Origin of the sequence: Streptomyces sp. NPDC002463, assembly GCF_042889835.1 — a bacterium.
GTDB lineage: Bacteria > Actinomycetota > Actinomycetes > Streptomycetales > Streptomycetaceae > Streptomyces > Streptomyces nymphaeiformis.
The window spans coordinates 539,120-560,611 of the sequence record NZ_JBIARL010000002.1; the positions used below are offsets into that span (position 1 = coordinate 539,120).

The following is a 21,492-nucleotide window of genomic DNA, read 5'->3' on the forward strand; positions in this document are numbered from 1 at the left end:
GATTGGCCCTGTGGTGTGGGGCAATCGCTCTCTACAGTAGTGATCATGAATGAGATCGAGACCTTCGCCCCGCTCCTCACCCGCGCCGCCTCCGCCGAGACCACCGCCGACCCGAGCAGCGTGATGACCCTCCTCGCGGACTCCGACACCACCGGAGGGCAGCTCACCAGCTACCGCTCCTCGTTCGCGAAGGGCGCCGTCGGCGCCCCGGCGCACTTCCACACCAAGGCCTCGGAGATGTTCTTCGTGCTCGACGGCTCGCTCCAGGTCCTGGTCGGCGAGGAGCTGACCGTCCTGGAGAAGGGCGACTTCCTCCTCGTCCCGCCGCACACCCCGCACGCCTTCGCCGCGGCGCCCGGCGCCGAGGCCGACGTCCTCTTCGTCTTCACGCCCGGCATGGCCCGCTTCGACTACCTGCGCCTCCTCGGCCGCGTCATGCGGGGCGAGGCGAGCTTCGAGGAGATCAAGGCCTCCTCCGAGCAGTACGACAACCACTACGTCGAGAGCCCGGTCTGGCAGAAGGCCCTCGCCGACCGTGCGTGAGGCCGGCCGCGCGTGAGCGGGTGGTCAGAGGCGGCGGGTCGCCAGGGTCAGCCGGTCCCGCGCGTCGAACAGCGCGTCCTTGATCATCTGTTCGTGGGCCGGGGTGAGCCGCGCCACCGGCACCGAGCAGCTGATCGCGTCGCGCGCCGGGGTCCGGTAGGGGACCGCGACGCCGAAGCAGCGCAGCCCCAGGGTGTTCTCCTCGCGGTCCACCGCGTAGCCCTGCTCGCGGACGGCGTGCAGCTCCTCGATGAGCTTCTCGCGGTCGGTGATCGTGTGCTCGGTCAGCGCCGGGAGCACCTCCGGGAGCAGCTTGCGCACCTGCTCGTCGCTGTGGGTGGCGAGCAGCGCCTTGCCCAGTGCGGTCGAGTGCGCGGGCAGCCGTCGCCCGACCCGGGTGAACGGCCGTAGGTAGTGCTGGGACTGACGGGTCGCCAGGTAGACGACGTTGGTGCCGTCGAGCCGCGCCAGGTGGATGGTCTCGGTGGTGTCGTCGGAGAGCCGGTCGAGGGTGGGCCGGGAGGCGGCCACCACCTCGTCGCCGTCGATGTACGAGGTGCCGACGAGCAGCGCCCGCACCCCGATCCCGTACCGCGTGCCCGTCGCGTCCGTCTCCACCCAGCCGAGATCGACCAGGGTGCGCAGCAGCATGTACAGGCTGGACTTGGGGTAGCCGACGGCCTCCTGGACGGTGGCGAGCGAGTGCATTCCGGGGCGCCCCGCGAAGTACTCGAGCAGTTCCACGGTCCGCACCGCGGACTTCACCTGTGCCCCACCCGCGTCGGCAGTCGCCACGCCCCTCACCCCTTTTCCGTTGTCCGGCCGCCCACCGGCCGCCGGCCGGACGGGGCCCTTGTGGAGACGGCCGGGCCGTCAATAGAGTCCCCACCAGACGCGTTCATCTACAGGAACTGCGTTCAGAATAGCGAACAGGGGCGTGGCGGTGGCGGCAGAACCAGTGTGGAGCGTGGACCCCCGGACGGGGAAGCCGCGCGAGCAGGTTGCGGTGGAGGCCACGGCCGAGGAGGTCGACCAGGCCGTCAGGGCCGCGCAGGCCACCCGCGAGGCCCTCGCCGACCGCGTGCTGCGGGCCGCCTTCCTCCGTACCGCCGCCGACCTCCTCGACGCCTCCGGCGAGCACGTCGTCGAGGCGGCCGACGCCGAGACCGCCCTCGGGCCCGTCCGCCTCACCGGTGAACTCGCCCGCACCACAGCACAGTTGCGCGCCTTCGCGGACGTCGTCGAGGACGGCTCCTTCCTCGACGTCCGGATCGACCGGCCCGACCCCGGGGCGATCCCGCCCCGGCCCGACCTGCGCCGCTGGAAGATCCCGCTCGGCGTCGTCGCCGTCTACGCCGCGAGCAACTTCCCGCTCGCCTTCTCCGTCCCCGGCGGGGACACCGCGAGTGCCCTCGCGGCCGGCTGCCCCGTGGTCGTCAAGGCCCACCCCGACCACCCCGCCACCTCCGAGCTCTGCGCCTCCCTGCTGCGCCGGGCCGCCGCCAAGGCCGGACTCCCCGAAGACGTCGTCGTCCTCGTCCACGGCTTCGACGCGGGCCTGGAGCTCGTCCGCCACCCGCTCGTCGCCGCGGCCGGATTCACCGGCTCGATCCGCGGCGGCCGGGCCCTCTTCGACGCGGCCGTCGCCCGTCCCGTCCCGATCCCCTTCCACGGCGAACTCGGCTCCCTCAACCCGGTCGTGATCACCGAGGCCGCCGCCGCGGAGCGCGCCGAGGAGATCGGGGCCGGGCTCGCCGGCTCCATGACCCTGGGCGCCGGCCAGTTCTGCACCAAGCCCGGCCTCGTCCTCGCCCCCCGGGGAGCGGACGGCGACCGCTTCCTCGACGCCCTCACCGCCGCCGTCAGCGAGACCGAACCGGCCGTCATGCTCGACCACCGGATGCGGGACGCCTTCGTCGCCGGCGTCGCCGAGCGCGCCGCGCTCGCCGGGGTGCACACCCCGGTCACCCCCGGCGCGGGCGGCGCCCACACCGTCAGCGCCGGAGTCCTCGCCGTCGACGCCGCCGCGCTCTCCGGCGACGGCCACCGCCTCCTCCTGGAGGAGTGCTTCGGACCGGTCACCGTCGTCGCCCGCTACTCCACCCGCGAGGAGGTGACCGCCGTCCTCGGCCTGCTGCCGGGCAACCTCACGGCCGGCCTGCACATCGCCGAGGACGACGAGACGGCCGCCCCGCTGCTCGCCGAACTCACCCCGCTGGCCGGCCGCGTCCTCGTCAACGGCTGGCCCACCGGCGTCGCCGTCGCCCCCGCCCAGCACCACGGCGGCCCCTACCCGGCCACCACATCCACCTCCACCTCGGTCGGCGCGACCGCGATCGAGCGCTGGCTGCGCCCGGTCACGTACCAGTCGACGCCCGGTCATCTCCTCCCGCCGGAACTCCGCGACGGCAACCCGCTGGGAGTACCGAGGCGCTGACACCCCTCAGGAGGAGACGCGCACCACGATCTTCCCGAGGTGTGTGTTCGACTCCATCAGCCGGTGGGCGTCGGCGATCCGCTCCAGACCGTCGAAGGTCTCGGCGATCACCGGCGCCAGGGAGCCGTCCCGCAGCCCCGAGCCGATGAACCCGGCCGCGCGCCGCCGCCCCTCCTCCGTCCGGGCGAGCACCCCGTTCGCGTACGCGTGCGTGGTCAGTGGCCAGTTCCGCGACAGCTCGGTCGGACGGGGGTCGAGCCAGCCGTAGAGGACGGCGGTGCCGCCGGGCCGCAGCGCGTCGCCGAGCCGGGCGAAGCCGGGCCCGCCGATCGCGTCGAAGGCCAGGTCGGCGCCCGCGCCGCCGGTGATCCGCCGCACCTCCCCGACCAGGTCCTCGGTGTCCGTGGTGATCACATGCGCGGCCCCGAGCTCCAGGAGCCGCTTCCGCTTCCCCTCGCCGCGGGTGGTGGCGATCGGCACCGCGCCGATCCGCAGCGCCGTCTGCACTGCCGCCGTCCCCACCCCGCTCGACGCGCCCGTGATCACCACGTGGTCGCCGGGGCGCAGCCCGCCGGTCAGCACCATCCCGCCGTACGCGGTGAAGTGGCTCAGCCAGACCGCCGCCGCCGTCACCGCGTCCACCCCCTCGGGCCGGGCCACCACGTACTCCTCGGGCAGCACCACCCGCTCCGCGTACACGCCGTACGTCCCGAAGTCGAAGTTCGCCGCCGCCATCACCGGGTCGCCCGGGGCGTACGCCGTGACGCCCGCGCCGACCGCCTCGACCACGCCCGCCGCCTCGTAGCCGAGCCGCGAACCCGGCAGCGTCGCCGGGTAGTGGTACGTGCCGGAGCGGAACAGCGCCTCGGCGCGGTTCAGTCCGATCGCCTCGACCCGGACGAGGACCTCCCCGGGACCGGGGTCCGGCAGCGGCACCTCCTCCACGGTGAGCACCTCGGGACCGCCGAGCTCGTGGAAGAGAACGGCCTTCGTCGTCATGCCTGTCGTCGTCATGGCGACGACGTTAGGAAGGACGGGAAAGACGATCCATGTCCTCCGCACTTCCCGTCATGTCCGATCGTCTTGCGCGCTACCGTTCGGACCATGGACGTACTGAGCGATGCCATCGCCGCCATGCGCACCGGGCGCCCCCACTCCTCCCGCACCGTCCGCCTCGCCCCCTGGGGTTTCCGCTTCCCGCCGAGCAAGGGTGCCGGATTCCACGTCGTCCTCCAGGGCACCGCCTGGCTGCTGCCCCCGGACGACGCCGCGCCCGTCCGGCTCGGCCCCGGAGACGTCGTCCTCCTCGCCCACGGCACCGGCCACGGCCTCGCCGACCGTCCCGACACCCCGCTCGTCGACGCCCTGCCCGCCCCCGACGGCTCCTGGCCCACCCGGCCCGACCGGGGATCCGTCGGCGCCGAGGAGACCCTGCTGCTCTGCGGTGCCTACCAGCTCAGCCGGGCCCGCGCCCACCCCCTGCTCACCGAGCTGCCGCCGTACGTCCACCTCCCCGCACGCGTCGGCTCCCACCCCCGGCTGCGCGCCGCCGTCGACCTGCTCGGCGCCGAACTCGCCGAACCCCAGCCGGGATCCGACGCCATCGTCCCCGCCCTCCTCGACACCCTGCTGCTCTACCTGCTGCGCACCTGGTGGCTCACCGAACGCGCCGACCGCTCCACCGGCTGGTCGGCCGCGCTGAGCGACCCGGCGGTCGCGGGCGCCCTGCGCGCCCTCCACGACGACCCCGCCAGGGCGTGGACGGTCGAGGAGCTCGGCGCGCTCGGCGGGCTCTCCCGTGCCGCCTTCGCCCGCCGCTTCACCGCCCTCGTCGGACGCCCGCCCCTCGCCTACCTCACCTGGTGGCGCATGACCACGGCGGGCCGTCTGCTCCGCTCCGACGACCTCCCCCTCCGCGTGGTCGCCGAACGTTCCGGCTACTCCTCGGAGTTCGCCTTCGCCAAGGCCTTCAAGCGCGAGTACGGGATGGCACCGGGCCGGTACCGCAAGAGCGCCTAGCGCGTCCCGCGGCGCGGAAGTCGCAGCGAGGCCAGGGCCGTCAGGGTCAGCAGGCCCGCGCTGATCAGCAGGGTCGTCGGGAGCGCCGTGTCGAAGCCGCGGGCCGCGAGGGAGCCGAAGACCGCGATCGCGAGCGCGCCCGCCGTCTGCCGGATCGCGTTCAGGAGACCCGCCGCCGTGCCCGCCCGCTCCGCCGGGACGGCCTCCATCATCGCCGCGATCAGCGGCGGCAGGGAGAAGCCGGCCCCGAGCGCCAACGGCACGAGGAGCAGGGCCTGCGCCACCCGTGAGGAGTCCGCGTCCACGGTAAGCAGACCGAGGAGCCCGGCCACCCCGACCACCTGGCCCAGGACGATCGGCAGCCGTGCCCCGTACCGCGCCGCCACCTTCGCCGACAGGATGTTGACCCCGGCGAGCAGTCCTGTCATCGGCAGGAACATCAGCCCCGCGCCGAGCGCCGACAGCCCGAGCACCTGCTGGAAGAACAGGCTGAACACGAAGACCATGCCGTAGAAGGCCACGCTGTTCGCCGCGCCCGCCGTCACGGCCACCGCGACCGTCGTGTTCCGGAACAGCCCCAGCGGCACCATCGGATGCCGCCGCCGCGCCTCGATCAGCAGGAACGCCGCGAAGGCGGCCACCGCGACCCCCAGCGCCCACCAGGCCTCCGTGCCGCCCTCGATCGCCGCGAAGGTCAGCGCCCCGAGCGCCGTCATCGCCGTCAGCTGGCCCGGCAGGTCCAGCGGGGCCGGCCTGCGCGCCGAGCGGGCCACCCGGGCCAGCAGGACGAGCGCGAGGAGCCCGAGCGGCAGGTTGATGAAGAAGATCCCGCGCCAGCTCCAGGCCGTGGTCAGCGCCCCGCCCGCGACCGGGCCGAGCGCCACCGCGACCGTGCCGCCCGCCGCCCACAGCGACACCGCCCGGGCCCGCCGCCCGGGATCGCCGTACGCCTCCCGTACGAGTGCCAGGGAGGCCGGCAGCATCACGGCCGCCGCCGCACCCTGCAGCGCCCGCGCCGCCAGCAGACCCGGGAGGCCCGGGGCCAGACCGCAGGCCGCCGAGGCGAGCGTGAAGACGACGACCCCCGCCCCGTACGCCCGGCTCGCCCCGACCCGGTCGGCGAGCGCCCCGCTGGAGAGCAGCAGCGCGGCGAAGGCCAGCGTGTACGAGTCGACCACCCACTGCAGACCGGACATCCCGGCCCGCAGGTCGGAACCGATCGCGGGCAGGGCGACGTTGACGACGGAGGTGTCGAGGGTGATGAGGGCGAAGCCGAGCATGGCGGCCGCGAGGGCGGGACCGGGAGAGGTGGAAGGGGCGTCGCGACGGACAACGGGACCTGTGCTGAGGACTGTTGAGGACATGTGTCCAGCTTCGCGACCTGCGAGCCCGTACAGTAGTGGCGGGAATGCCATACGACCGGAGGTTCTGGCCATGACCGTAGAGTCCCGGGTCCGGGGCGTCCAGCGCGTCGCCGTGATCGCCGCCCCGCCCGTCTCGATGTTCAACCTGGCGATCCCGGAGATGCTCTTCGGGAAGGTCGAGATCGACGGCGGACCCGGGTACGAGACGGTCATCTGCGCCCCCGACCCGGGGCCCGTCACCACCACCGGCGGCCTCGACCTGGTCGTCCCGCGCGGGCTCGACGCGGTCGAGGGGGCGGACACCGTGATCCTCGCGGGCAGCGGCGCGTACACGGACCCCGACCCGCGCGTCCTCGACGTCCTGCGCGCGACCGCCGACGCCGGCAAACGGATCGCCTCCATCTGCACCGGCGCCTTCGCGCTCGCCGAGGCCGGACTGCTCGACGGACGGGCGGCGACGACGTACTGGGCCTACCGGCCGCTGCTCGCCGCCCGGCACCCTGCCGTCGACCTCCAGGACGACGTCCTCTTCGTCCAGGACGGCCCCGTGCTCACCTCCTCCGGATACGCGGCGGGCATCGACCTCTGCCTGCACGTCATCCGCACCGACCACGGCGCCGCCGTCGCCAACGCGGTCGCCCGGCTCGCCCTCGTCGCGCCCGTCCGGCCCGGCGGCCAGACCCAGTTCACCCAGACCCCGCTGCCGCCCGAGCGAGGGGTCTCCTTCGCCGACACGCGCGCGTGGGCGATGGAACACCTCGACGAACCCCTCGGCCTCAACGACCTCGCCCGGCACGCAGGGGTCTCCGTCCGCACCCTCTCGCGCCGCTTCCACGCGGAGACCGGCGTCAGCCCGCTCCAGTGGCTGCTGCACCAGCGCGTCGAGCGGGCGAAGGAGCTCCTGGAGACCACGTCCTTCCCCATGGACCAGGTGGCCCGCGCGAGCGGCCTCGGTTCCGCGGACTCGCTGCGGCAGCACGTGCTGCGCCGTACCGGGCTCACTCCGAGTGCCTACCGGGCCTCCTTCAACCGCATGGTGCCGCGCCTCACACCGGGGCCGGAACCGGAATGAACCGGACCGCCGTGCGCGTTCCCCCTGAGGCACACCCCATCGGCAACCCCTCGGAGAGAAGTCACATGCGCGTCGAGATCTGGAGCGACATCGCCTGCCCCTGGTGCTACATCGGCAAGGCCCGCTTCGAGAAGGGGCTCGCGGCCTTCGCCCACCGCGACGACGTCGAGGTCGTGCACCGCTCCTTCGAGCTCGACCCCAACCGCGCCAAGGGCGACCGGGGCCCGGTCCTGGAGATGCTGGCGAAGAAGTACGGCCGCACCCTCGCCGAGGCCCGCGCCATGGAGGCGCACGTCGCGTCGAACGCGCGCTCCGAGGGTCTCGACTACCGCATCGAGGGCCGCGACCACGGCAACACCTTCGACATCCACCGGCTGCTGCACCTCGCCAAGGAGCGCGGCCGCCAGAGCGAGCTCCTGGACCTGGCCTACCGGGCCAACTTCGCCGAGGAGCGCTCCGTCTTCGACGCCGAGACCCTGGTGACCCTGGGCGTGGAGGCAGGTCTCGACGAGACCGAGGTCCGGGCCGTCCTCGCCGACGAGACCGCCTACGCCGATGCCGTACGCGCCGACGAGCGCGAGGCCGCCGAACTCGGCGCCAACGGCGTGCCGTTCTTCGTCCTCGACCGCCGCTACGGCGTCTCCGGCGGCCAGCCCGCCGAGGTCTTCACCCAGGCCCTGGAGCAGGCCTGGCAGGGCCGCGTCCTCCAGCAGGTCGGCTCCGAAGCCGAGGTCTGCGGCCCGGACGGGGCCTGCGAGGTCCCGCAGGCCTGAACGCGCCATCTCTGACCTGCGGAGACAAGAGCGGCTTGGGGTCTCCCCGCGATCGAATCGCCATTGACGGGTGATCGTGGGGGGACCCAGGGTGGGGACATGGATTCCCTTGACCAGCCGCTCGGCGGCGCCGAGTTCGCGCCCAAGAACACCTATCTGAACACCTCCGCCTGCGGTCTGCTGCCCCGCCGGACCGTCGAGGCCGTCACCCTCCTCGCCGAGGAGACCGCCGACGGCCGCGCGGGCGGCGCAGGCAGCTTCGACATCGTGGACGAGGCCCGCGCCGCCTTCGGCCGGATCGCCGGCGTCTCCCACGAGCGCGTCGCCGTCGGCAGCTCGGTCGCGGTCCACTGCGGGATGATCGCCCAGTCGCTGCCGTCCGGGGCCGAAGTCCTCTTCCCCGAGGGCGACTTCTCCTCCGTCATCACCCCGTTCACGATCCGCGGCGACCTCAAGACCCGCTTCGTGCCCCTTGAGCGGCTCGCCGAGTCCGTCCGGCCCGGGACCGCGCTCGTCGCCTTCTCCGCCGTGCAGTCGGCGGACGGCCGCACGGCCGACTTCGCGGCGATACGGGAGGCCGCGGCCGCCCACGGCGCCCGCACCCTCCTGGACGCCACCCAGTCGGCGGGCTGGCTGCCGCTGCGCGCGGGGGACTGGGACTACACGGTCGCCGGCGGCTACAAGTACCTGCTCTGCCCGCGCGGCGCGTCCTTCCTCACCGTCACCGAGGAGGCGCAGGACTCGCTGCTCGCGATCCACGCGGGCTGGGTCGCGGGCGAGCGGCTGTGGGTCAACAGCTACGGCCCGGTCCGTGAACTGGCCCGCACCGCCCGCCGTTTCGACGAGCCGGCCGCGTTCCTCTCGTACCACGGGGCCGCCCGCTCGCTCGCGCTCCTGGAGGAGATCGGCATCGAGCGGATCGAGGCCCACGACAAGGGGCTCGCGGCCCGCTTCCGCTCCGGCCTCCTCGACCTCGGGCACGCGCCGGTCATGGACGACTCGACGGTCGTCGCCGTCCCCGGCCTCGGCGGCCGCGCGGACGCCCTGCACGAGGCGGGCGTCCTCCTCTCGGCCCGCGCGGGCAACCTGCGGGCGTCGTTCCACCTGTACAACACGTCGGCGGACGTGGACCGGGCCCTGGAGGTCCTGGCGGGCTGAGCCCTCAGGACACGACGCCCGGCGTCAGCAGACCCCGCCCGCCCCCGGGCCGCACGGGCCTTCCTCGTCCGCCTCCGCCTTCAGGTTCTCGCCCACGAGGCCGAGCAGGCGGGCGAGCTCCGTCCGGTCGGCCGGGGCGAGTCCGGCGAGGGTGCTCTCCTCCAGGTCCGCCCAGGCGCCCTCGACCCCGGCGCGAAGGGCCAGGCCCTGCTCCGTCGCCTCGACCAGGACCGCGCGCCGGTCGGCCGGGTCCGGGCTGCGCCGGACGTATCCGCACTGCTCCATGCGCTGGAGCATCTTCGTCACCGTGGACGGGTCGAGGCCCAGCGACTGGATGAGCTCCGACTGGCGGACCGCCCCGCAGTCCCACAGGCGCATCATCATCAGTTCCTGGCCCGGGTAGAGCCCGAGGTCCCGCAGGCGCCTGCCCATGCCGATCCGATGGAGCCGCGCCACCCACGCGAGGGTGTGGCTGACGGTCCCGGTGCACGCGGCGGAGAGCTGCGGCCCGGCGGACGGGGCGGTACAGACGGGGTCGTTTCCTGACATGTGGACTCCTCGGGACGGCTCTTCCCCAAGATTACCTTGGTCGGCCAATGAATGGGTTACAGTGGCAGCGGCCTGATTAGTTGGCCGACCACATATTTCTGTGAGGGACAGTCGTGACCACTGCATTCGACCCCATCGACCTCGCCGGAACGCGCCTCGCCAACCGCATCGCGATGGCCCCCATGACCCGCAGCCGCGCCAACGGCGAGGACGGCACCCCCACGGCGATCGTCGCCGAGTACTACGCCCAGCGCGCCTCCGCCGGACTGATCATCACCGAGGGCATCCAGCCGGTCGCCGAGGGCCAGGGCTACCCCAACACGCCCGGACTCCACAGCCGCGAGCAGATCGCCGCCTGGCGCGAGGTCACCACCGCCGTCCACGAGCGCGGCGGCCGGATCTTCGCCCAGCTCATGCACTCCGGCCGGATCGGCCACCCCGACCTCCTCGACGGCGACCTCCACCCCGTCGGCCCCTCGCCCGTCGCCGCCGCCGGCCAGGTCTACACCCACGAGGGCCCCAAGGACTTCGTCACCCCGCGCGAGCTCACCGCCGACCAGGTGCGCGAGGCCGTCGCCGGCTTCGCCTCCGCCGCCCGCAACGCCGTCGAGGCCGGCTTCGACGGCGTCGAGATCCACGGCGCCAACGGCTACCTGATCCAGCAGTTCCTCGCCTCCGGCTCCAACCACCGCACCGACGAGTGGGGCGGCCCCGTCGAGAACCGCATCCGCTTCGCCGTCGAGGTCGTCAAGGCCGTCGCCGCCGAGATCGGCCCCGAGCGCACCGGCCTGCGCATCTCCCCGGCCAACACGCTCAACGACATCAGCGAGACCGACACCGACGAGATCTACACCCGGCTCCTCACCGCGATCGAGCCCGTCGGCATCGCCTACCTCCACGTCCTGGAGACCGGCCCCGAGCGCCGCCCGCTCGTCCTCGACCTGCGCAAGCGGTTCGCCGGCACGTTCATCCTCAACCCGGCCACCGGCGCCGACCCGACCGGCGCCGAGTCGCTCGCCCTCATCGAGGACGGCACCACCGACCTCGTCGCGTACGGCAGGCTCTTCATCGCCAACCCCGACCTGCCCGCCCGCCTGAAGACCGACGGCCCCTACGCCTCCCCGAACCCCGCCACCATGTACGCCGGCGGCCCCGAGGGCTACATCGACTACCCCGCGCTGTAGGTCGCGGGTACGCGGAAGGGGCGAGGGGTCCGAACCCCCCGCCCCTTCCGCGTACCACCGGCTACCAGGCCTCCGTGACCGCCCGGCGCGCGCCCTCCAGGTCCACCGCGCGGCCCGTGTCACCGAGCGCCGCGCCCAGGGCGGCCAGCGAGGACTGCACGGCCCCCGGGGTCGCGTCCACCCCGTAGTGGTTGACCCGGATCATCTCCTTGGCCAGCGCCCCGCCACCCGCGATCAGCGGCAGCGACGGATCGGCCGCGAGGGCCTTCGCCACCAGCTCCGAGGCGTCGACACCCGCGGGCGTCCGCAGCGTCGTCGCCACCGGCGCCGCGTCCTTCGCCTCGTACACGAACGGCTCCAGACCGCCGCCCAGGGCCAGCGCGCCCGCACGGGTCGCGGCCGCCGCCGAGGCGTGCCGGGCCATCAGCGCGTCCAGGCCCTCGGCCTCGATCCGCTCCACACAGGCCTCCAGGGCCAGCATCTCCAGCTGCGCCGGCGCGTGCAGCAGAGTCTTGCGTCCGCCGTCGATCCAGCGCTCCTTCCAGTCCAGGAGGGAGAGGTACGAGCGGCGCGGCGCGGCCGGGTTGGCGGCGAACCGCTCCCAGGCCCGCGCGCTCACCGACACCGCCGACACACCCGCGGGGCCGCCCATCGCCTTCTGCGCGCCGATGATGCACATGTCCACGCCCCAGGCGTCCGGCAGCACCGGCTCCGCGCCGATCGACGCCACCGCGTCCAGGTAGAACAGCGCGCCGTGCGCCCGCACGACCTCGCCGATCTCCGCCACCGGGTTGGTGTTGCCGGTCGCCGCCTCCGCGTGCACCAGCGAGACGAAGTCGATCTCCGGGTGCTCGGCGAGCGCCCGCTCCACCTGCTCCGCCGTCACCGCCGTGTGGAACGGCACCTCCAGGTCGACCACGGTCGCCCCGCAGTCCCGCAGCCAGTTCCCGAAGGTCTGACCGTACGGACCGGTGACGACGTTCAGCGCGGTCGAACCGGCCCGCGCGCCGCTGCGGATGCACCCCTCCAGGGGCAGCAGCGCCTCGCCCTGGGTGATCACCACGTCCTGCTCCGTGGAGAGCAGGGCGGCCACCCGGCGCTCGATGGACGCGAAGTGCGCGGCGGTCAGCGGGGCCAGGTCCAGCAGCGGATGTGTCACGGTCACGGTTTCCTTCTTCGGTGTCGCATGCGTGTCGCATACATCGGTTCGGGCTCGTGCCAGCGTAAGTGCTCGCCCGGAGGGATCCCCCGTCACGGTGCTGTTCGGAACGTGTCACAGGGCTCGCACCACCGCTTCCCCCGGAGTCCCGGCGGTGGGATGTTTCGGGCCGGAGCGACCCCGCCCGGGGCCGCCGGGAGGAGACGGGGTGGACACCATGGCTCGGAGCACCGGGAGAAGCGGCAGAACCGGCGCGGGCGGCAGGGCGCGGCTGCGCCGGGCGGCGGTGGCCGCCGCGGCGCTCGCCGTCGCCGCGCCCCTGACCCTCGCCGCCTCCGCGGACGCGGGAGCGGCGGGGTCGGCGGATACGGCGTGGGCGGCCGGGATGCGCTCGATCGTCTTCGCCCGCTACGACACGGCGGCGCCCATCGAGGACCTGTACACGATCTCCCCGCTCGGCGGCACGCCCGTCAAGCTCACCCACACCCCCACCGTCAGCGACGTGATGCCCAGCTGGTCCCCGGACCGCAAGCGGGTGGCGTTCCTCCGCTACGGCTCCGACGGCGCGATCGACGGCATCTGGACCATGGCGATCACGGGCGGCGACCTGAAGCCCGTGCCCGGCACGCAGGGCGCCTCCGACCCGGCCTGGTCCCCGGACGGCACGCGGATCGCCTACTCCAAGCCCGTCGGCGGCGAGCGCGAGATCTACGTGACCGACCTCGACGGCAGCCCGAACACCCGGCTCACCACCACCGCCGAGGACGAGTACCACCCGACGTGGTCCCCGGACGGCACCTCCCTCGCGTACAGCCGCGCGGACGCGTCCGGACACAGCCGGCTGATGCGGATCACGCTGTCCACCCTGGCCCAGACGCCCGTCACCCTGGCCGGTTCCCAGGACTGGACGCCCGACTGGTCGCGGGGCGATTGGATCGTCTTCAGCCGCGTGGACTCCACCGGCTTCGCCCACCTCTACGCCGTCCGGCCCGACGGCGGCGGGACGCACCGCATCACCTCGGCCCGCGCCCACGACAAGAACCCCTCCTGGTCGCCGGACGGCAGGCGCCTCGTCTTCACCCGGGGCGGCACCGACGACGCGGACCCCGAGCACCTCTTCCTCGTACGGGCCGACGGCACCGGCCTCACCCAGCTCACCACGACCGACTCGCACGACCTGGAGGCCGACTGGCGCCCCTAGAGACGGTCCCGCGGCGGCTCGTAGAGTGCGGGTATGAGCGATCACGAGGTGCTGCACGTGAAGGGGCGGGTGCTCGTCGGCCCGGAGGACGTACGCGACGAACTGTGGTGCGTCGACGGGCGGATCACCTTCGACCGGCCCGCCGCCGAGGCCGTCACCGTCGAGGGCTGGGTGCTCCCCGGACTCGTCGACGCCCACTGCCACGTCGGCCTCGACCGGCACGGCCCCGTCGACGAGGCCACCAGCGAGAAGCAGGCCCTCACCGACCGGGACGCCGGCACCCTGCTCATCCGGGACGCGGGATCGCCCTCCGACACCCGCTGGATCGACGAGCGCGAGGACCTCCCGAAGATCGTCCGGGCAGGGCGGCACATCGCCCGCACCCGCCGCTACATCCGCAACTACGCCCACGAGATCGAGCCCGCCGACCTCGTCGCGTACGTCGGCCGCGAGGCCCGCCGCGGCGACGGCTGGGTCAAGCTCGTCGGCGACTGGATCGACCGCGAGGTCGGCGACCTCACCGCCTGCTGGCCGCGCGCCGAGGTCGAGGCGGCCATCGCGGAGGCGCACCGGCTCGGTGCCCGCGTCACCGCGCACTGCTTCGCCGAGGACTCGCTGCGGGACCTCGTCGAGGCCGGCATCGACTGCATCGAGCACGCGACCGGGCTCACCGAGGAGACGATCCCGCTCTTCGCCGAGCGCGGCGTCGCGATCGTCCCGACCCTCGTCAACATCGCGACCTTCCCGCACCTCGCCGACGGCGGGCAGGAGAAGTTCCCCCGCTGGTCGGCCCACATGCGCCGGCTCCACGAGCGGCGGTACGACACCGTCCGGGCCGCGTTCGACGCGGGCGTGCCCGTCTTCGTCGGCACCGACGCGGGCGGCTCCCTCGCCCACGGCCTGGTCGCGGAGGAGGTCGAGGAGCTCACCAAGGCCGGCATCCCGCCGATCGACGCGCTCGCGGCCACCGCCTGGGGAGCCAGGGCCTGGCTGGGCCGCCCGTCCCTGGAGGAGGGCGCCCCGGCCGACCTCGTCGTCTACGGCGAGGACCCGCGCGCGGACGTCCGCGTCCTGGCGGCACCGCGGCGGGTCGTCGTCAACGGGCGGGTCGTGGGCTGAGCGCCGGCCGACAGGCGGCGGAGGCGGCTCTCGTACGACCGGCTCCGGCCCCGGCTCGGGTAGGGCGCCGGCCGGTCGCCGACACCAGGCCGAGCCACCGGGCCGTCAGCGGCTCAGGAACGCCAGCCGGGCGCGCTTCTCCGGGATGAAGACCTCCGGGAGGTCCACCTCCGGGAGCACGACCTCCGGGCCCAGCTCGAAACCGGCCCGTGTCATGCGGGCGAGCGCCTTCTCGTTGGCGGCGTCCGGCTCGATCACGATCCGGGTGTGGTCCGTCAGCGAGAAGTCGACGAGCGCGGTGAGCAGCCGGCCCGTGAAGCCGGGCTCGGGGGCGAGCCCCGGCGCGACGAACAGGTGCACGCCGATGTCGCCGGGCAGCGCCTCGTAGCACTCGCTCACCCGGTCCGCCGCCGGGTCGTACGTCTGGAAGAGCGCGACCGGCTCCCCGTCCCGGCTGACCAGGTAACCGTGGTGCGTGGTCAGCGAGTCGAGGTGCGCGTAGATCTCCCGGACCTGCTCGACGGTGGTGCCGACCATGCCCCAGAAGCGGGCCCGCTCCTCGTTGACCCAGCGGTGCAGGAGGTGCGCGTCGGCGTCGGGGTCGACGGGGCGGACCGTGACGGTGCCGAAGCCCTCGACGGTCTGGACGTGTACGGGGACGGTCATGCCCTGCTCCTTCTCGAGCTTCTGCCAGTCGGTGGTGACGGGGGCGAGCTCGCCCCGCAGCCACAGGGGGAGTTGGTCGCGGTGGTGCGGGTCGCCGGGGACGCCGGACGCGCCGAACGGCACGATCCAGCGGCTCCGCTCCCGGTCGCCGAGGTCCCAGACGTACCGTGCGGCGGAGGCGCGGGCGCTGCGGTCGGTCCACCCGGGGACGCTGGACGTGGAGAGCACGCAGTCGTGGTCGCCGCCGAGCCCCGGCCACTGCCCGTCGTCGGGATCGGGCAGCGCCTGCCAGGGCGCGAGCCGGTGCGTCGCGCCCCAGGCGGCGGGCGGCTCACCGGCGCCGACCTCGTCGAGCGCCTCGCGCACGATCCGGTCGACGTCCCCGGCGGGCACGGGCCCGGCCACGAGCAGCGTCTCCAGGGCGAAGGCGACGCGCGGCCCGAGCGCGAGCCAGGGCTGGAAGAGGGCGGGGTGCGGGGCCGGTTCACGCAACGCAGCGAAGGCCTCGTGCCGAGCGAGCCGCCGCACGACGGCCCCACGCACGGCCGCGTAGAGCCCGGCCCCGACGCTCTCGGCGTCCATCCGCCGATCCCAGTCGAGCAACCGCGCCCGGACGGCGGAACCGGCGGGGGAGAGCGGGACGGCCGGACCGCCGCCGTCGGCGCCGGACCGGGAGCCCGGCGACGGCACGCCGCCGACGCGTCCGGTCGCGCCGGTGACGCCGATGGCGCCGGCGCCGCCGGTCATGGCGGGGGTGCCCGTGGCGCCCGTGCCGGTGGCGCGGACCGCTTCGGCGGAGCCGGCCGCTCCGTCGACGGCGGCCTCGGTCGCCGCCGGCGCTCCCTCGCCGGCCTCCAGGTACCCGCCCACGCGCCGTACCGCCGTCAGGAGCGCCGTCGCCGAGGGGTTCGCGGTGTCCCGGTGGATCGTGGCCGTCGTCTCCGGGGTCCAGGTCGTCGACGCGGCGAGCAGTTCGTCGATGCGGGCCGCGCGGTGCGGTGGGGCGAACTCGACGCCCAGGGGCGCCGCCAGGCCCCGGGCGTTGGCCATCACGGCGTGGCCGTGGACCTCGGCGCGGGGGAGCGGCGCCGGTGCGTCGGCCCAGGAGTGCGCCGGGTCCCAGGCGGGCACGACGCGCAGGGAGTTGGCCCGGTGCCGTACGGGCACGTGTCCGGCGACCCGGTGCAGGAGCCCGCCCCGGGTGTCCGCGGCCTGGACGACGTTCACCGGCTCGACCCAGTCGTCGAGCGCCGCGTCCACGTCGGCGACGGTCCGGGCGCGAAGGAGCGCGGGCAGCGCCCCGAAGCCGAGCTCCCCGGTGACCCGCGGCGGGTACCGCAGGGCGATCCCCTCCCACTCGGCGGAGCCGTCCCCGGGCGGCCCGCCGATGATCACCGGTCCCCGGGCCGTCTCGATCACCTCGGTCACCACCGGCTCCCCGCCCGCGACCTCGACGGTCTCCCGGTGCGCGGCCGCCGGGGCCCAGCCGTCCGGGCCGAGGGCCTCCACGGTGCCGTCGGGGCGCCGGCGCAGCCGTTCCCGGTAGAGGTCCTGGTAGTCCGCCATCGCGTTGGTGATCGCCCAGGCCACCGGCCCGGTGTGGCCGAAGTGGGCGAGCCCGGGGACGCCGGGCACGGCGAGGCCCACCACGTCGTACGCGGGGCAGGCGAGCCGGATCTGCTGGTAGACGCCCGGCGCCTCGATGAAGCGGTGCGGGTCGCCGGCCACCAGGGCCGCCCCGCTCGCGGTCCGCCCGCCCGCGACGACCCAGCCGTTGGAGCCGGCGGTGCCGGGCCCGTCGGTCGCGAAGAGCTCCGTCCACTCCTCGCCGAGCCGCCGGGCGACCTCGTCCCGCCACAGTTTGGTGGGGAAGCCGGCGAAGAGGATGTGGGTGGAGAGCCAGACGGCGAGCGGGGTCCACGGTTCCCACCGGCCGGGCGCGAGGCCGGTGGACGCGAACTCGGGTGCGCGGCCGGCCCCTTCGGAGAGTCCGTCGTTGACCCCGTCCACGTACGCGCGTACCCACGAGGCCGTGGTCGCGTCGGTCTCCGCGAGCCGGTCGAAGCAGCGGCGGGCGGTGTCGGCGAGCCGCGACCGCCGGGCGAAGGCGTCCCAGCCGAGCTCGGCGGCGCCGAGGAAGGCGGCGGTGGTGCCCTGGGCCCGGTGCCGCTCGACCTCCAGCTGCCAGGCGCGGTCGCGGGCGGTGACCCGGCCCTGGGCGAAGGCGAGTTCCTCCGGGTCCGCGGCGCGCAGATGGGGGACGCCCCAGGCGTCCCGGTAGACCTCGATGCTCACGGAGACGGAGACCTTTCTTAGGTTAGGCTGGCCTAAATTAGCCTACAGGAGTCTGGAGTCCGCCCTTCTCGCCAGGTTGACGATCCGTGACCCGTGAGCGGTGCGGCTCGTTCTCATCGCCCCCGCGCACCCCACGCGCCCGTCGCCGTACGAAACACGCGGGGCGACCGGGAACGGTTGTGTCGAAAAAAATCGAAAATGAACACGGAAACCCCCCTTTGGGGTGAACTCACGCCAGGAGACTGCCAGTTCACTCTCCGTGCGTAAAGATTCCGGTGTCTCAAGTCGCCGAGGCCGCACCGACCCACCGTCCCCGTGGTGAGCGGCCGGCGACGCCATGTCTCTTGTGGGGGTTCCACCATCTTGAACAGCAACACCTTCCGCCTGCCCGTACGCCGTTCCGCCGCCGCCGCGACCGTCGCCGCCCTGGCCGTCGGACCCGTGCTCCTCGCGGCCCCCGCGGCGCACGCCACGGACGGCGAAGGGCGCTCCACCGCCGTCGTGCTGCGGGCCGGACTCGACGTCTCGCTCCTCGGCAAGACCGTGAACGTGCCGGTGCGGGCCTCCCTCAACGAGGTCAAGGCGCCGGAGAGCGAGAACGAGACCGCGCTCTCCGTGAAGGTGCAGGGAGCCGAGGGCGGGGAGCCGATCGACCTCCTCAAGGCCGACGTCGCCACCGCCGACGCCACCGTGGACGAGAAGAAGGCCGAGGGGTACGTCAACCTCGTCAAGGCCCGGGTCCACGTCCCCGGCATCCCGCTGCTCTCCCTCATCGAGGTCGAGAAGGTCACCTCCAAGGCCCTGTGCGAAGTGGGCAGGAAGCCGGTCGCCGAGTCCAACGTCCTCGGTCACGTGACCGTGTTCGGCAAGAAGACCACCCTGTCCGCGGGCGGCCGGACCCAGGTCGGCGTGCCGGGCGTCGGCAAGGTCACCCTGGACCTCTCCCGTACCTCCACGACCTCCCGCACCGCCGCCGCCACGGCCCTCGAACTCAAGGTGGAGGTCGACCCGCTGAAGCTCGGCGTCGCCGAGGTCAACGGCACGGTGACCCTCGCCGAGGCCACCTGCGAGACGCCCAAGGGCGCGGCCCCGACCGAGAAGCCCACCGAGAAGCCCACCGGGCAGCCGACCGGCCAGCCGAGCGAGCAGCCCTCGCAGCAGCCCTCGGCCCGGCCGAGCGACGCCGGCGGCATCAAGACCAACAACGGCGGCACCACGCCCACCGAGAACCTCGCCGAGACCGGCGGCAGCTCCACCACCCCGTACATCGCGGCCGGAGCGCTCGCCCTCCTCGTCGCCGGCGGCGGCGCCCTCGTGGTGACCCGCTCGCGCGCCCGCAACCGCGGCTGACGGCCCGAGGGGGAAGCGCCGGGGGGCGCCGGGAGGGAGCGAGGGTCCGGGGAGGGCGGTGGTGACGACACCGCCCTCCCCGGACCCTTCCGCGTGGGTACGCGGCTCGGCGCCGCACGGCCGGCCCGCAGGTCGGCCGCACGGTCAGCCGCAGCTCAGCCGCAGATCAGCAGCGCCTGGTCGAGCGCCTGCAGGAATCGGTTCGTCGTCGCCCGGTCCCGGACCGCGATCCGCAGCCAGTTCCGGTCGAGCCCCGGGAACGTGTCGCCCCGGCGGGCCGCGAACCCGAGCGACCGCAGCCGCTCCCGCACCACGTCGGCGCCGTCGATCCGCAGCAGTACGAAGGGGCCCTCCGCCCCCGCCACCGTCCGGACCTCGTCGAACTCCGCGAGCCCGGCGAGCAGATGCGCCCGCTCCACCCCGATCCGGTGCGCCGCGTGCTCCGCCTCCGCGAGCGCCGCCCGCGACATGCACGCCTCCGCCGCCACCAGGGCCGGCGTCGACACCGGCCACAGCGGCTGCGTCCGTTCAAGGGCCGCGATCGTCTCCGGCTCGGCCAGGACGTACCCGATCCGCAGCCCGGCGAGCCCCCACGTCTTGGTGAGGCTGCGCAGCACCACGAGCCCCGGCACGTCCGTCCGCCCGGCCAGCGACTCCCGCTCGCCCGGCACCGCGTCCATGAACGCCTCGTCCACCACCAGGGTCCGCCCCGGACGGGCGAGCGCCGCGATCGAGGCGGCCGGATGCAGCACGGACGTCGGGTTCGTGGGGTTCCCGATCACCACCAGGTCCGCGTCCTCCGGAACGGCCGCCGGATCCAGCCGGAAGCCGTCCTCCTCGCGCAGCAGCACCCGGCCCACCGCGTGCCCGGCGTCCCGCAGCGCCGCCTCCGGCTCGGTGAACTGCGGATGCACCACCACCGGCCGCCGCACCGGCAGGGCCCGCGCGAGCAGCACGAAGGCCTCCGCCGCGCCGGCCGTCAGGAGCACCCGGTTCGACGTCAGATCGTGCCGCTCGGCGACCGCAGCCCGCGCGGCCCGCCCGTCGGGGTAGGCGGCGAGGCCGGTCAGCGAGTCGGCGATCCGCTTCCGCAGCCAGTCCGGCGGGGTGTTCGTCCGGACGTTGACCGCCAGGTCGATGAGCTTCTCGTCCCGGACCTCGGCGTCACCGTGGTGGCGCAGGTCGTGGGCGTCGGTGTGCGTGTGCGTGTCCATGGCCGCCGTCGTGTGGGGGGTGGGGATGGTGGGGGGTGAGCCAGGCTCGCCAGCGATGTACCCGTCAGTCAAGGGCAACAACCGTGCGACGGACGTCACTTGGTTCGAACGAAATGGGGCAAAAGTGGCGATCGCGCAGGTCGCGCGCCGGGATTTCCGCTTCGGGACGAGAAGAACGGCGCATTCCGGGCCGGCGGGCAGGACGCCCCCGTCCCGGCCGGCGGGCAGGACGCCCCCGTCCCGGCCGGCGGGCAGGACGCCCCCGTCCCGGCCGGCGGGCGGCACCACCGGTCCCGCCGACACCGCCGGCCCCGCCCGCCCGTCGCCTCCCGCCGTCGCCGCCAGCAGCGCCGCCGCCTCCGCCACCGAGGCCGTACCCGTCGCCGAGAGCGGCAGCGCGGACGGATGCGGTACGGGTACGGCCGCCAGCTCCCCGGCCGGGAACCCGCGCACCGGCACCCCGAGCGCCGCCGCGGCCGCCACGATCCCCGGCTCCGCCACCCGCGCGTCGAGCGTGCCGAGCGACCGCACGTCCGCTCCCGTCAGACCCGCCTCCCGCAGGACCGCGCCGACGAGCGCGAGGACCTCGTCCGCCGCCGTCCCCGGCCGTACCCCCACGCCGAGGTGCGCACCCGGCACCCCATCGGATAGCAAAGGCCCATGGCTGTAGTCGTCGCGCTCGGCGCGTTCTTCATGACGCTCTTCGGCGGCTGGGTCGCCGGGCGCGTCACCGACCGCCGCCACCTCGTCCTCGGCCTCGCCGGCGGACTCATGCTCGGCGTCGTCGGACTCGACCTCCTGCCGGAGGCCCTGGACGCCGCGGGGAAGAAGGTCTTCGGCGTCCCGGAGGCCCTGCTGCTCTTCGTCGGCGGCTTCCTCCTCGCCCACGTCGTCGAACGGCTCCTCGCCGTCCGCCGGGCCGCCCACGGGGTCGGCGCCGACGAGCGCGTCCCTCAGGTCGGGCTCACGGCCGCCGCCGCGATGGTCCTGCACAGCCTCATGGACGGCATCGCGCTCGGCGCCGCCTTCCAGGTCAGCGGCGGCATGGGCGCCACCGTCGCACTCGCCGTCATCACCCACGACTTCGCCGACGGCTTCAACACGTACACGATCACGAGCCTCTACGGGAACGCCCGCCACAAGGCCCTCGCCATGCTCGTCGCCGACGCCGTCGCCCCGCTGCTCGGCGCCGGACTCGCCACCCTGTTCACCCTTCCGGAGGAACTGCTCGGGTGCTATCTCGGCTTCTTCGGCGGCGCCCTGCTCTACCTCGCCGCCGCCGAGATCCTGCCGGAGGCCCACCACGAACACCCCGCCCGCTCCACCCTGCTGTGCACGGTGGCGGGCGTGGCCTTCATCTGGCTCGTGGTGGGCGTCTCCGGCGGCTGA

At 74.3% G+C, this 21,492-nt stretch carries 18 protein-coding genes; 11 read left to right on the plus strand and 7 right to left on the minus strand.

All coding sequences use genetic code 11. From position 1 onward, the window contains the following. Positions 1-45: 45 nt before the first annotated feature. Positions 46-543 (plus strand): cupin domain-containing protein, encoded by a 498-nt coding sequence (locus tag ACFYX3_RS07555; protein ID WP_359509222.1) that lies wholly within the window; start codon positions 46-48, stop codon positions 541-543. A gap of 24 nt (positions 544-567) precedes the next feature. Here ACFYX3_RS07555 and ACFYX3_RS07560 read toward each other — a convergent pair whose 3' ends face one another. Continuing rightward, entirely contained in the window at positions 568-1,338 is a 771-nt protein-coding gene (locus ACFYX3_RS07560; protein WP_389009252.1) for an IclR family transcriptional regulator, read from the minus strand. 148 nt (positions 1,339-1,486) lie between these two features. Here ACFYX3_RS07560 and ACFYX3_RS07565 point away from each other — a divergent pair, with 148 nt between their 5' ends. Then, positions 1,487-2,980, plus strand: coding sequence for an aldehyde dehydrogenase (NADP(+)) (locus tag ACFYX3_RS07565; protein ID WP_389009255.1), 1,494 nt, complete (start codon positions 1,487-1,489; stop codon positions 2,978-2,980). 6 nt (positions 2,981-2,986) lie between these two features. On the opposite strand, the gene ACFYX3_RS07570 is transcribed toward ACFYX3_RS07565, so the two are convergent. Continuing rightward, complete coding sequence (locus tag ACFYX3_RS07570; protein WP_389009258.1) at positions 2,987-3,994, minus strand: zinc-dependent alcohol dehydrogenase family protein; 1,008 nt, start codon at positions 3,992-3,994, stop codon at positions 2,987-2,989. Positions 3,995-4,084: 90 nt separating this feature from the next. Between ACFYX3_RS07570 and ACFYX3_RS07575 the strand changes: the two genes are divergently transcribed. Next, the gene (locus tag ACFYX3_RS07575; protein WP_389009261.1) at positions 4,085-4,999 is read left to right on the plus strand and encodes an AraC family transcriptional regulator; all 915 of its coding nucleotides are present in this window, start codon (positions 4,085-4,087) and stop codon (positions 4,997-4,999) included. On the opposite strand, the gene ACFYX3_RS07580 is transcribed toward ACFYX3_RS07575, so the two are convergent. Further along, positions 4,996-6,363, minus strand: coding sequence for an MFS transporter (locus ACFYX3_RS07580; RefSeq protein WP_389009264.1), 1,368 nt, complete (start codon positions 6,361-6,363; stop codon positions 4,996-4,998). The genes ACFYX3_RS07575 and ACFYX3_RS07580 overlap by 4 nt on opposite strands. A gap of 70 nt (positions 6,364-6,433) precedes the next feature. Between ACFYX3_RS07580 and ACFYX3_RS07585 the strand changes: the two genes are divergently transcribed. The 3 genes from ACFYX3_RS07585 (at position 6,434) to ACFYX3_RS07595 (ending at position 9,366) form a co-directional block, all read left to right on the plus strand. Beyond that, on the plus strand, positions 6,434-7,435 hold the full coding sequence (locus ACFYX3_RS07585) for a GlxA family transcriptional regulator (RefSeq protein WP_376586309.1): 1,002 nt from the start codon (positions 6,434-6,436) through the stop codon (positions 7,433-7,435). 65 nt (positions 7,436-7,500) lie between these two features. Next, the gene (locus ACFYX3_RS07590) at positions 7,501-8,208 is read left to right on the plus strand and encodes a DsbA family oxidoreductase (RefSeq protein WP_389009268.1); all 708 of its coding nucleotides are present in this window, start codon (positions 7,501-7,503) and stop codon (positions 8,206-8,208) included. A gap of 99 nt (positions 8,209-8,307) precedes the next feature. Beyond that, entirely contained in the window at positions 8,308-9,366 is a 1,059-nt protein-coding gene (locus ACFYX3_RS07595; protein ID WP_389009271.1) for an aminotransferase class V-fold PLP-dependent enzyme, read from the plus strand. A 24-nt stretch (positions 9,367-9,390) separates the two neighbouring features. On the opposite strand, the gene ACFYX3_RS07600 is transcribed toward ACFYX3_RS07595, so the two are convergent. After that, positions 9,391-9,915: a MarR family winged helix-turn-helix transcriptional regulator gene (locus ACFYX3_RS07600; protein ID WP_389009274.1), complete on the minus strand. Its 525-nt coding sequence runs from the start codon at positions 9,913-9,915 to the stop codon at positions 9,391-9,393. Positions 9,916-10,028: 113 nt separating this feature from the next. On the opposite strand from ACFYX3_RS07600, the gene ACFYX3_RS07605 reads away from it, so the two are divergent. After that, positions 10,029-11,099: an alkene reductase gene (locus ACFYX3_RS07605; RefSeq protein ID WP_376586300.1), complete on the plus strand. Its 1,071-nt coding sequence runs from the start codon at positions 10,029-10,031 to the stop codon at positions 11,097-11,099. Between the two features lie 61 nt (positions 11,100-11,160). Here the strand turns inward: ACFYX3_RS07605 and ACFYX3_RS07610 are convergent, their stop codons facing one another. Next, on the minus strand, positions 11,161-12,258 hold the full coding sequence (locus tag ACFYX3_RS07610) for a pyridoxal-phosphate-dependent aminotransferase family protein (protein ID WP_376586453.1): 1,098 nt from the start codon (positions 12,256-12,258) through the stop codon (positions 11,161-11,163). Positions 12,259-12,475: 217 nt separating this feature from the next. Between ACFYX3_RS07610 and ACFYX3_RS07615 the strand changes: the two genes are divergently transcribed. Then, positions 12,476-13,459 carry a hypothetical protein gene (locus tag ACFYX3_RS07615; protein ID WP_389009277.1) on the plus strand — a complete coding sequence of 328 codons (984 nt, stop codon included), beginning with the start codon at positions 12,476-12,478 and terminating at the stop codon, positions 13,457-13,459. Between the two features lie 33 nt (positions 13,460-13,492). Beyond that, a complete protein-coding gene (locus ACFYX3_RS07620; RefSeq protein WP_359509242.1) occupies positions 13,493-14,578 on the plus strand; it encodes an amidohydrolase family protein in 1,086 nt (361 codons plus the stop codon). A gap of 105 nt (positions 14,579-14,683) precedes the next feature. On the opposite strand, the gene ACFYX3_RS07625 is transcribed toward ACFYX3_RS07620, so the two are convergent. Then, entirely contained in the window at positions 14,684-17,539 is a 2,856-nt protein-coding gene (locus tag ACFYX3_RS07625; protein WP_389009281.1) for a GNAT family N-acetyltransferase, read from the minus strand. Between the two features lie 363 nt (positions 17,540-17,902). Between ACFYX3_RS07625 and ACFYX3_RS07630 the strand changes: the two genes are divergently transcribed. Beyond that, complete coding sequence (locus ACFYX3_RS07630) at positions 17,903-18,889, plus strand: SCO1860 family LAETG-anchored protein (protein ID WP_389009284.1); 987 nt, start codon at positions 17,903-17,905, stop codon at positions 18,887-18,889. A 155-nt stretch (positions 18,890-19,044) separates the two neighbouring features. Here the strand turns inward: ACFYX3_RS07630 and cobC are convergent, their stop codons facing one another. After that, positions 19,045-20,742: an Rv2231c family pyridoxal phosphate-dependent protein CobC gene (gene cobC / locus ACFYX3_RS07635; protein ID WP_389009287.1), complete on the minus strand. Its 1,698-nt coding sequence runs from the start codon at positions 20,740-20,742 to the stop codon at positions 19,045-19,047. 21 nt (positions 20,743-20,763) lie between these two features. On the opposite strand from cobC, the gene ACFYX3_RS07640 reads away from it, so the two are divergent. Continuing rightward, positions 20,764-21,492, plus strand: coding sequence for a ZIP family metal transporter (locus ACFYX3_RS07640; RefSeq protein ID WP_376586286.1), 729 nt, complete (start codon positions 20,764-20,766; stop codon positions 21,490-21,492).

Bases quoted from the DNA above. Each gene is read 5' to 3' on its own strand.
- ACFYX3_RS07555 (WP_359509222.1), top strand. From the start codon at position 46: ATGAATGAGATCGAGACCTTCGCCCCGCTCCTCACCCGCGCCGCCTCC.
- ACFYX3_RS07620 (WP_359509242.1), top strand. From the start codon at position 13,493: ATGAGCGATCACGAGGTGCTGCACGTGAAGGGGCGGGTGCTCGTCGGC.
- ACFYX3_RS07615 (WP_389009277.1), top strand. From the start codon at position 12,476: ATGGCTCGGAGCACCGGGAGAAGCGGCAGAACCGGCGCGGGCGGCAGG.
- ACFYX3_RS07640 (WP_376586286.1), top strand. From the start codon at position 20,764: ATGGCTGTAGTCGTCGCGCTCGGCGCGTTCTTCATGACGCTCTTCGGC.
- ACFYX3_RS07590 (WP_389009268.1), top strand. From the start codon at position 7,501: ATGCGCGTCGAGATCTGGAGCGACATCGCCTGCCCCTGGTGCTACATC.
- ACFYX3_RS07600 (WP_389009274.1), bottom strand. From the start codon at position 9,915: ATGTCAGGAAACGACCCCGTCTGTACCGCCCCGTCCGCCGGGCCGCAG.
- ACFYX3_RS07585 (WP_376586309.1), top strand. From the start codon at position 6,434: ATGACCGTAGAGTCCCGGGTCCGGGGCGTCCAGCGCGTCGCCGTGATC.
- ACFYX3_RS07580 (WP_389009264.1), bottom strand. From the start codon at position 6,363: ATGTCCTCAACAGTCCTCAGCACAGGTCCCGTTGTCCGTCGCGACGCC.
- ACFYX3_RS07575 (WP_389009261.1), top strand. From the start codon at position 4,085: ATGGACGTACTGAGCGATGCCATCGCCGCCATGCGCACCGGGCGCCCC.
- ACFYX3_RS07595 (WP_389009271.1), top strand. From the start codon at position 8,308: ATGGATTCCCTTGACCAGCCGCTCGGCGGCGCCGAGTTCGCGCCCAAG.
- ACFYX3_RS07570 (WP_389009258.1), bottom strand. From the start codon at position 3,994: ATGACGACGACAGGCATGACGACGAAGGCCGTTCTCTTCCACGAGCTC.